This window comes from Brevundimonas sp. Leaf363, from assembly GCF_001424025.1.
Taxonomy (GTDB): Bacteria; Pseudomonadota; Alphaproteobacteria; order Caulobacterales; family Caulobacteraceae; genus Brevundimonas.
On record NZ_LMPZ01000001.1, the window covers coordinates 632,287 to 641,982 of the forward strand.

The window sequence follows — 9,696 nt, forward strand, 5'->3', positions numbered from 1 at the left end:
GCGGGCCTTCTAGCGCACGCCCGGCCCTGCGGCAAACGGGCGCCGGTTGCAGGCGCGTGCGGCAACCACTAGCTCTCGGTCATCATGTCGTCCTGCGACCACGACCATCATCACCGACCGACCGACGCCGCGGCCCTGGACGCCGTGCTGTCGGGCGTCGTCGCGCGGGCCGAGGCGCGCGGCGAACGCATGACCGCGCCGCGCAGGCGGGTCCTGCGCATGCTGCTGGAGGCGGGCGAGCCGGTGAAGGCCTACGATCTGATCGCCCGCTTTGGCGAGGACGGCCAGGCGGCCAAGCCCCCGACCGTCTATCGCGCGCTGGAATTCCTGGAGCGGCAGGGCCTGGCCCACCGCATCGCCTCGGTCAGCGCCTATGTCGCCTGCGCCGACACGCAGGAGGGCGACGACGCCGAACACGCCGCGGCCTTCCTGATCTGCGACTGTTGCGGGGCCGCGCGCGAGGTGCGCCTGCCGTCCGGCCGCGCCCTGACCCAGGCCGCCAGCGACGCCGGTTACGTCATCGAGCGCACCACGGTGGAGGCGCATGGGCGCTGCGCCGCCTGCCGCATCGCGGCCTAGGGGCATGGACGCCGCCCTGCTTTCCCCGCCCCGGCGCATCATGCGGCCCATCGTGAACCGGTGGGGCAAGGGCGAGATGGCCGTGCTGGACTTCGGCGACGCCAAGCGGCCCGTCGACCTGGTCTTCGTCCATGCCAACGGCTTCAACGCCGTCACCTACCGCACCCTTCTGGCGCCGCTGTCGGCCAGTCTTCGCATCTGGGCGCCTGACCTGCGCGGTCACGGTCACAGCCGCCTGCCCGTGGGCGCCAAGGGCCGGCGCGGCTGGATCGACCATCGCGACGACCTGATCGACCTGCTGGCCGCCATGGACGGACCGCCGGTTGTGTTGGGCGGGCATTCGATGGGCGCCGTATCGGGCTTGCTGGCCGCCGCCGAGCGCCCTGACCGGGTGTCCAAGCTGGTCCTGCTGGACCCGGTGATCTGGAGCCGTCCGGCCGTTTTGGCCTTCAACCTGCCGCTGCTAGACCGGCTGCCGTCGCGCATCCCGCTGGTGAAGAACGCCCTGAAGCGCCGCGCCGTGTTCGAAAGCCGGGAGGCGGCGATGAAGGCCTACCGCGGCCGCGGCGCCTTCAAGGGCTGGAGCGACCTGCAGCTGGCCGACTATCTGACCGACGGCTTCATGCCCTCGGGCGATGAGATGGCCCTGACCTGCGCGCCCGCGACCGAGGCGGCCAACTACGCCGCCCAGGCCCACGACCCCTGGCGCGCCCTGCGACGCTATCCGGGCCCGATCCACATCCTGAAGGGCGCCGTCCAGTCGACCTGCTCGGTCACGCCCGGCCCGCGCGGGCTGCCCAACGTCACGGTCCAGCGGGTCGAGGGCGGCAACCACTTCTTCCCCATGCTGCAACCCGACATCGCTCGCGACGCCCTGTTCGACGCGGCGGTCTGAGGGTCCTCCGCCGCTCTTGGGCGGGGGAGGGGGACCACGAAGTGGTGGAGGGGGCAAAGGCTGGTTCCGGCCTCTGCAAGACGTGGAGCGGATGCCCTCGCCCCCTCCACCCCGCTTCGCGCGGTCCCCCTCCCCCGTTCCGCTGCGCTCCACGGTGGAGGATCTTGAGAAAGACAGATGCGCGCGCGCGGGCAGGGGTCTAAAGCTCCGCCCAACAAACCATAAGAACCAAGGGAAACGCCGCATCATGCGCGACATCCGCCACTTTATCGACGGCGCCGCTTTCGAGGGCGCGTCCGGCCGCTTCGCCGACGTCTTTGATCCCAACACCGGCCAGGTCCAGGCGCGCGTTCAGCTGGCCTCGGTCGGCGAGATGGATCGGGCGGTCCAGTCGGCCCAGAACGCCTTCGAGGGCTGGTCCTCGACCAACCCCCAGCGCCGCGCGCGGGTGCTGTTCGAGTTCAAGCGCCTGGTCGAGGCGAACGTCGAGGAGCTGGCCAATCTGCTCAGCTCCGAGCACGGCAAGGTCGTGGCGGACAGCAAGGGCGACATCCAGCGCGGTCTGGAAGTGGTCGAGTTCGCCTGCGGCATCCCCCATGCCTTGAAGGGCGAATACACCTGGGGTGCGGGCCCCGGCATCGACGTCTATTCGATGCGCCAGCCGCTGGGCGTGGTGGCCGGCATCACCCCGTTCAACTTCCCCGGCATGATCCCGATGTGGATGTTCGGCGTGGCCATCGCGGTGGGCAACACCTTCATCCTGAAGCCGTCCGAGCGGGATTCGTCGCTGCCGGTGCGTCTGGCCGAGCTGATGATGGAGGCGGGCGCCCCGGCGGGCGTGCTGAACGTCGTGCACGGCGACAAGGCGGCGGTTGACGCCATCCTGACCCACCCGCTGATCCACGCCGTCAGCTTCGTCGGCTCGTCCGACATCGCCCACTATGTCTACCAGACCGGCGCCGCCAACCATAAGCGCGTCCAGGCCATGGGCGGCGCCAAGAACCACGGCATCGTCCTGCCCGACGCGGACATGGACCAGGTGGTCAAGGATCTGGCCGGCGCCGCCTTCGGCAGCGCGGGCGAACGCTGCATGGCCCTGCCGGTGGTCGTGCCGGTCGGCGCCCGCACGGCGGACGAACTGCGCGAGCGGATGGTGGCCGAAATGCAGACCCTGCGCGTCGGCGTCTCTACCGACGCGGGCGCCCACTACGGCCCCGTCGTCACCGCCCAGCACAAGGCCCGCGTCGAGGGCTGGATCGACAAGGGGGTCGCCGAGGGCGCCGAACTGGTCGTGGACGGCCGCGGCTTCAGCCTGCAGGGACACGAGAACGGCTACTTCATCGGCCCGTCGCTGTTCGACCACGTGAAGCCCGAGATGGAGGCCTACAAGGAGGAGATCTTTGGACCTGTCCTCCAGATCGTCCGCGCCGAGACCTTCGAACAGGCGCTGAGCCTCCCGTCGAACCACCAGTACGGCAACGGCGTCGCCATCTTCACCCAGAACGGCCGCGCGGCCCGCGACTTCGCCGCCCGGGTCAATGTCGGCATGGTGGGGATCAACGTGCCGATCCCGGTGCCGGTCGCCTATCACACCTTCGGCGGCTGGAAGCGCTCGGCCTTCGGCGACATCAACCAGCACGGCATGGAGGGCGTCCGCTTCTGGACCAAGACCAAGACCGTCACCGCCCGCTGGCCCGACAGCGCGCTGGAGCACGCCGACAGCGCCTTCGTCATTCCCACGATGGGCTGATCCGACCACGGGCTTTGCGCGCGACAGATCGCGCATCACCGTGTTATGGCGCCGCTGAGCAAAAGGTCCCGTCCCGCCCTTGTCCTTCTTCCACGCCGGCCCCGCGCCCCTGCGCACCGGCCCCGCCAGCGGGGCGCTGCGTGACGGCTTGAGCCTGTCGCCGGGGATGCGGGTCGGGCTGTTCGGCGGCTCGTTCAATCCCGCCCACGACGGCCACGCCCATGTGGCGGAGACGGCGCTGCAGAGGCTGGATCTGGACCGTGTGGTCTGGCTGGTCTCGCCGCAGAACCCGCTGAAGTCCGCGGCCGACAGCGCGCCGCTATCCGACCGCATGGCCTCGGCGCGCGGCCAGGCCCATGGCCCCGCCATGATCGTCTCGGACTTCGAGACGCGCACCGGCGTGAGCTGGACCGTCGACACCCTTCGCGCGGTGGTCGCCCGGCATCCGGGCGTGCATTTCGTCTGGCTGATGGGCTCGGACAATCTGGCCAGTTTCCATCGCTGGCGCGGCTGGACCGACATCATGCGCCTGATGCCCGTGGCGGTGATCGCCCGGCCCGGCAGTCAGATGGAAAGTCTGACCGCCCCGGCCGCAGCCCGCTTCGCCGGCTACCGTGTGCGGCCCGAACAGGCGGGCCTGCTGCCCCTGCTGGAGGCGCCGGCCTGGACCTATCTCAGCGCCCCCCTGAACCACCGATCCTCCAGCGCCATCCGCGCGGCGCGCCGCAAATAGCGCGCTTCAACGGACGGTGATGGGGTGTGTCCTCGGCGCACGGTGACCTTTCGGGCCGCCTGTGATAGGACCATCCCTCAAGTCACCACCCCGGAGCTTTCCGCTGCCCGCCCAATCCGCGTACGACACGCAAGACGAAGCCGTTTCAAACACGGCCCGTGAAATGGAGCCGATCGAACCGCTCCACGACGAAGACGGCCCGATTTCGAGCGATCGCCAGCCGCTGCCGAAAGGCGCGACGCCGCTGGAGGTCGCCCTGCTGGAACGCCTGGACACCGACCAGGCGCAGGACATCGTGCTGATCGACCTGAAGGGTAAATCCTCGATGGCCGACGCCATGATCGTGGCGTCCGGGCGGTCGCACCGTCACGTCGGCGCCGTGGCCGACCACCTGCTGCGCACCCTGAAGGACCAGGGCTTCGGCAAGGCCAAGGTCGAGGGCCTGCCGCACTGCGACTGGGTGCTGATCGACGCGGGCGACGTGATCGTCCACCTGTTCCGTCCCGAAGTGCGCACCTTCTACAACATCGAGAAGATCTGGGCCGTCGACAGCGCCCACCGCACCGCGCGCGTCTAAAGTGGCGTTCGGCCTCAAGCAGCCCCGCGCCGCGCGCGGGGCGACAGGCCGATGAAACTCAGCATTGTCGCCATCGGCAAGCCGGGGCGGGGGCCTGAGGCGTCGCTGGCCGACGACTACGCCCGGCGCGCGACCCTGGCCGGCCGCCCGCTGGGTCTCGGCCCGCTCGACCTGATCGACCTGGAACCGCGCAAGACGGGCAAGGCGCCGGAGGCCGAGGCGATCCTGGCCGCCTGCGAAGGCGCGGTGCTGATCGCCTGCGACGAGCGCGGCAAGGCCTATTCCTCCCGCGCCTTCGCCGAGATGATCGCCGCCCTGCGCGACGCGGGCGAGCGGCGGCTGGTTTTCGCCATCGGCGGGGCGGACGGGCTGGACGCCTCGGTGCGCGACGCGGCCCGCTCGACCCTGGCTTTCGGACCCCAGACCTGGCCCCACGCCCTGGCCCGCGCCATGCTGGCCGAACAGCTCTATCGGGCCGTGACCATCCTGGCCGGATCGCCCTATCACCGCGACTAGACATGAAGCGCGCGGCCCTCCTCATTCCTCTGGCCCTCATGGCCCTGGCCGGCCCGGCGCCGGCGCGCCAGCCGTCCGGGGACCTGCCGGCCCTGCAGGCCCAGCGCCGCGATGAACTGGCGCGCGCGCGGCGTCTGCGCGCCGATGCGGCTGCCGCGACCGTGGAGATCGCCGCCCTCGATCGCCGGCTTCAGACCATGGTGGACGACGTCGCGGCCGGCGATCAGGTGCTGGCGTCCCAGCGCGCCCGCCTCGCCGCCCTGAACGCCCACGAAGGCGCCCTGACCCGCGATCTGGCGCGCGAACAGGCCGCGTCCGGCCGTCTGCTCTCGGCCTTGCAGATGCTCAGCCGCCGCCCGCCGCCGCCGCTGCTGGTGCCGGCCGACAAGGCCGTCGACACGGTCCGCGCGGCCATCCTGATCCGCGCCATGACGCCGGATCTGCGCAAGCGCGCCTCGGTCCTGGCCGCCCGCCAGACCGAACTGGCCCGCCTGCGCCGCGACGCCATCCTGTCGTCCGAGCGCCTGCTGACCGCAGAGAGCGACCAGGGCGACCGACGCGCCGCGCTGGAGGCGCTGCGCCAGCGCAAGGCCGATCTGGCCGAGGTGCTGCGTCTGGACGCCGAGACGGCCGAACGCGCCGCCGCCGCGCTGGACGACCGCATTCGCGCTCTCGGCGGCCGTCCGCTCGACGCGCCCGAGGCGCCGCAACTGACCGCCGCCAACCCGGCCGGCCGCAGCCGCCTGACCGCCCCGGTCGAGGGCGCGCCCCGCGTCCCCTTCGGCGCCCGCTCGGCCGGCCTGCGCTGGGCCGCTTCCGGCCCGGTGAAGGCGCCCGCCGACGCCCGCGTCGCCTATGTCGGGCCGCTGGCCGGCTGGGGGTCGGTGGTGATCCTGGACCTCGGCCCCGGCTGGCGCGGCGTCGTCGCCGGCCTCAGCTCCACCGACGTCGAGACCGGCCAGCGCGTCGCCGACGGCGCCGTGCTGGGCCAGGCCGACGGCGAGGCCTATTTCGAGCTGCGCCGCGACGACCAGCCGGTCGATCCCACGCCCTGGCTGAAGTAGTCGGCGCGCTCTCCGCCTCCTGGGCGGAGACAGCGAGCGTCAGCGAGCAGAGGCGGGCAAGTTCAGGGCTCGACCATTCAGGCCCGCCTCTGGCGCCCAACGGCGCCTGTCTCCGCCCAGCGGGCGGAGAGCGATATCGGAACACCGCTCTCCCGTGGCCCGAAACCGCTATGCAACCGCCCGCCCGCCTGATTTTATCCTTGTTCGCGGCTAGGATAGTCGCCCCTGACGCCCCAGCTTGAGCCTCCCCATGGGGCCGTTCGAAAGAGACCTAATGCGTAAACGCCTTCTCGTCGGCAGCGCCGTCCTGGCGCTCGGCGTGTCCGCCGTGGCCGTGGCCAGCCAGACGCCCCGTAACGAGACCTTCCGCCAGCTTCAGCTGTTCGGCGACGTCCTGGGCATCGTCGAGCAGGTCTATGTCGTGCCCGTCGACAACAAGAAGCTGATCGAGGCGGCGCTCAGCGGCATGATGACCGCGCTGGATCCGCACTCGAACTATCTGGCGCCGTCCAACTACGACGACCTGCGCGAGCGGACCGAGGGCCAGTATTCGGGCGTCGGCCTGACCATCACGGCCGAGAGCGGCCTGGTGAAGGTCATCTCGCCAATGGACGACGGCCCCGCCGCCAAGGCCGGGGTCCAGGCCGGCGACGTCATCTCGGCCATCAACGGCCAGAACGCGGCGGGCCTGACGGTCTCGCAGGTCTCCGAGAAGCTGCGCGGCGCAGTCGGCACGACCGTCAACGTCACCTTCCTGCGCGATGGCGAGGAGCCGCGCGAGGTCGTCCTGACCCGCGACATCATCCGCGTCGACAGCGTCACCGGCCGTCTGGAGGGCGACTTCGGCTATCTGCGGATCGCCACTTTCAACGAGAACACCGGCCGCGAACTGACCGACACCATCGCGCGGCTGAAGCGCGAGAAGCCCGGCATCAAGGGCTGGGTTCTGGACCTGCGCAACAACGGCGGCGGCCTGCTGACGGCGGCCATCGACGTGTCCGACGCCTTCCTGGAGCGCGGCGAGATCGTCAGCCAGCGCGGCCGCCGGCCCGACCAGATCGAGCGCTACGCCGCGCGCGCCGGCGACCTGACCGACCGCGCGCCGCTGGTGGTGCTGGTCAACTACGGCTCGGCCTCGGCGTCCGAGATCGTCGCCGGCGCGCTGAAGGACCACGCCCGCGCCGTGGTCGTCGGCTTGACCAGTTTCGGCAAGGGGTCGGTGCAGACGGTCATCCCGCTACGCAACGGCCAGGACGGCGCCCTGTCGATCACGACGGCGCGCTACTACACCCCGTCCGGCGGCTCTATCCAGAAGATCGGCATCGAGCCGGACCTGGAGGTCGCCCGCTCGGCCGCCGAGGCGCGCATCGTCTCGCGCAGCAGCTTCATCTATTCCGAGGCCGCCTATGCGACCGCGCTGGACAGCTCCATCGGGGCCGAGCGCAAGGGCGCCCACATGCCGCATGAGGCGCCGGGGCTCGAGTATCCGAAGGACAAGGACTACCAGCTGGAACGCGCGCTGGACGTGCTGCGCGCCGGCGGCGTGGTGGCCAATGTCGCCGCCCCGCCCGCCACGGTGGTCGTGGACGGCAAGCCCGAGGACGTGACCGAGCCCACGGCCGACAAGGACGCCGCGCCGGAGGACTGATCCTCCGCCGGCGTCGGGGCCCGGCGGTCAGGGCAGGGGCGTCAGACCCGCGAGAAGGCCGGCAGGATGTCGGCCGGGATGCGGTGGGGGCGCATGGTCGCCGCATCCACCAGACACCACTCCGAAACGCCCTGGGCGGCCAGCCGGCCCTCGCCGTCCTCGATGCGGACATAGCGGGCGAAGCGCGGGCCCTGCGGGTCGCCGACCCAGGTGCGGGCGACGACGCCCTGCGCGTCCGGCGGCAGGGGGCGCAGGTAATCGATCTCGTGCCTCAGGGCGACCCACGACCACCGGGCCCGCGTCGCCTCATCGAAGCGCGCGTTCCAGTGAGCCGTGCCGGCCTCCTGCAGCCAGCCGACATAGACGACATTGTTGACGTGCCCGTTCTCGTCGATGTGCTCGGGCCGCACGTCCAGCGGCGTGACGAAGACCTCGCGGTCGGCGCGGGGCTCCAGCAGGCTGCGCGCCATCGCGGCCTATTCCTGGCCGAGCGCCACGCCCTTCTCGACCATCAGGGCCTGAAGCTCGCCGGCCTGGAACATCTCCTTGACGATGTCGGAGCCGCCGACGAACTCGCCCTTCACATACAGCTGCGGGATGGTCGGCCAGTCGGTGAAGGCCTTGATGCCTTCGCGCAGGGCCTCGTCCTGCAGCACGTCGACGCCGACGAACGGCGCCTCGAGCTGATCCAGGATCTGCACCGCCAGCGAGGAGAAGCCGCAACGCGGCTGGTCCGGCACGCCCTTCATGAACAGGACGACGTCATGCTCCGCCACGGTCTGCGCGATGAAGGCGCGCACGGGATCGGCGTCGGCTTGCGGCGTCGCCGCCAGGGTCTGATCGGTCGCTGAGTCGGTCACTAGGGGAGGGCCTCTCTCGGTTCGCCCGTCAGCTAGGGATGCGACACCCCCGGGTCAAGGCGGCGCCGGGTCACGGTGGCGTGGGGCGTAGAGCCGTAAGCGGATGCATTCGATGTCCGCTACGGGTGGTTAGCGGTCATGAGCATCTCTGCTATGATCCTATGACCGCTCAGCCGACTACGGTCTAAGCGCGACAAGGTGAGCAGAATGACGTTGGCGACGATCGCAATCGTTTTGGGGTTCATCCTGTGCATTGGCACGGCGCTCGTTCTATCCCTTTGGTCCCCCCGAAAATAGTCACGTGAGACGAAGGTCCGCATTGGGTGGTTAGCGGAAGTTAAGCGCGGTAGCGTGCCGCTTGACGCTAATACTGTCGACCAATGGAGGAGGGAGCTAGATGCGCGTATCCCGATGGCTAATGGGTGGTTAGCGGAAGTTAAGCGCGGTAGCGTGCCGCTTGACGCTAATACTGTCGACCAATGGAGGAGGGAGCTAGATGCGCGTATCCCGATGGCTAACGCGTGGGCTGGCTCTGATGGCCCTGTCGGCTTGTTACGGTGCGCAGGTCAATGAAGGACAAGCAGTCGATCACTTCCGATCCCATCGCTCTCACTATGAGGAGATAGTCGCGCTCGTTGACAGGTGCCGACCCGTCGGCAGCGGGCCAGGTCAGGTCTTCAGCAACCCGGTCGAGAACTCGACAGGCAGCGGGTTGAGGTGCGCGAGGGACGGACAATCAATCGACCTCATCGCTGACGCCCTGAGGAAAGCCGGAGCCACATCGGTCATGTACTACACTGTGGACAGCCCCAGCCTTCGCGCGGCTAACAGCGAGTTGGTGTCGGTAGCGATTACCGTCTTCTCGGCTGGGCTGTCCGTCTCGGGTCTCGACACCCAGTTCGTTTACTCGGTGCAACCGCTGAGCGAGCCTCCACAGAGCGAGGGAGATGCGGGGCGGGGAGCCGACCGCAAGGCCGTCACTGGACCACCTTATCACTGGTACTGGCAGCAAAGCTGGACCTGATCTGCCGCCAAGCGTGATCGCCATCACCTGATGTCCGCTTTGGGTCGGGA

11 protein-coding genes are annotated in these 9,696 nt (G+C 69.9%); 9 read left to right on the forward strand and 2 right to left on the reverse strand.

What is annotated here, in order from left to right; all coding sequences use genetic code 11:
• Positions 1–81: 81 nt before the first annotated feature.
• The 8 genes from ASG17_RS03040 (at position 82) to ASG17_RS03075 (ending at position 7,762) form a co-directional block, all read left to right on the forward strand.
• Positions 82–579 (forward strand): Fur family transcriptional regulator, encoded by a 498-nt coding sequence (locus ASG17_RS03040; protein WP_082496076.1) that lies wholly within the window; start codon positions 82–84, stop codon positions 577–579.
• Positions 580–583: 4 nt separating this feature from the next.
• The gene (locus ASG17_RS03045) at positions 584–1,474 is read left to right on the forward strand and encodes an alpha/beta fold hydrolase (protein ID WP_056098820.1); all 891 of its coding nucleotides are present in this window, start codon (positions 584–586) and stop codon (positions 1,472–1,474) included.
• A gap of 247 nt (positions 1,475–1,721) precedes the next feature.
• On the forward strand, positions 1,722–3,224 hold the full coding sequence (locus ASG17_RS03050; protein WP_056098824.1) for a CoA-acylating methylmalonate-semialdehyde dehydrogenase: 1,503 nt from the start codon (positions 1,722–1,724) through the stop codon (positions 3,222–3,224).
• Between the two features lie 79 nt (positions 3,225–3,303).
• Positions 3,304–3,957, forward strand: a complete 654-nt coding sequence (locus tag ASG17_RS03055) for a nicotinate-nucleotide adenylyltransferase (protein WP_056098826.1) — start codon at positions 3,304–3,306, stop codon at positions 3,955–3,957.
• 163 nt (positions 3,958–4,120) lie between these two features.
• Entirely contained in the window at positions 4,121–4,534 is a 414-nt protein-coding gene (gene rsfS / locus ASG17_RS03060; protein ID WP_082496077.1) for a ribosome silencing factor, read from the forward strand.
• A 51-nt stretch (positions 4,535–4,585) separates the two neighbouring features.
• Positions 4,586–5,050 carry a 23S rRNA (pseudouridine(1915)-N(3))-methyltransferase RlmH gene (rlmH, locus tag ASG17_RS03065; protein ID WP_056098829.1) on the forward strand — a complete coding sequence of 155 codons (465 nt, stop codon included), beginning with the start codon at positions 4,586–4,588 and terminating at the stop codon, positions 5,048–5,050.
• A 2-nt stretch (positions 5,051–5,052) separates the two neighbouring features.
• The gene (locus tag ASG17_RS03070; protein WP_056098831.1) at positions 5,053–6,114 is read left to right on the forward strand and encodes a murein hydrolase activator EnvC; all 1,062 of its coding nucleotides are present in this window, start codon (positions 5,053–5,055) and stop codon (positions 6,112–6,114) included.
• A 274-nt stretch (positions 6,115–6,388) separates the two neighbouring features.
• Positions 6,389–7,762: a S41 family peptidase gene (locus ASG17_RS03075; RefSeq protein WP_056098834.1), complete on the forward strand. Its 1,374-nt coding sequence runs from the start codon at positions 6,389–6,391 to the stop codon at positions 7,760–7,762.
• 41 nt (positions 7,763–7,803) lie between these two features.
• On the opposite strand, the gene ASG17_RS03080 is transcribed toward ASG17_RS03075, so the two are convergent.
• Both ASG17_RS03080 and grxD read right to left on the reverse strand, forming a co-directional pair.
• Positions 7,804–8,232, reverse strand: coding sequence for a thioesterase family protein (locus ASG17_RS03080; RefSeq protein ID WP_056098837.1), 429 nt, complete (start codon positions 8,230–8,232; stop codon positions 7,804–7,806).
• A gap of 6 nt (positions 8,233–8,238) precedes the next feature.
• The gene (grxD, locus tag ASG17_RS03085) at positions 8,239–8,595 is read right to left on the reverse strand and encodes a Grx4 family monothiol glutaredoxin (RefSeq protein WP_056099052.1); all 357 of its coding nucleotides are present in this window, start codon (positions 8,593–8,595) and stop codon (positions 8,239–8,241) included.
• Positions 8,596–9,460: 865 nt separating this feature from the next.
• Between grxD and ASG17_RS03090 the strand changes: the two genes are divergently transcribed.
• Positions 9,461–9,646, forward strand: a complete 186-nt coding sequence (locus tag ASG17_RS03090; RefSeq protein ID WP_156367707.1) for a hypothetical protein — start codon at positions 9,461–9,463, stop codon at positions 9,644–9,646.
• Positions 9,647–9,696: the final 50 nt, after the last annotated feature.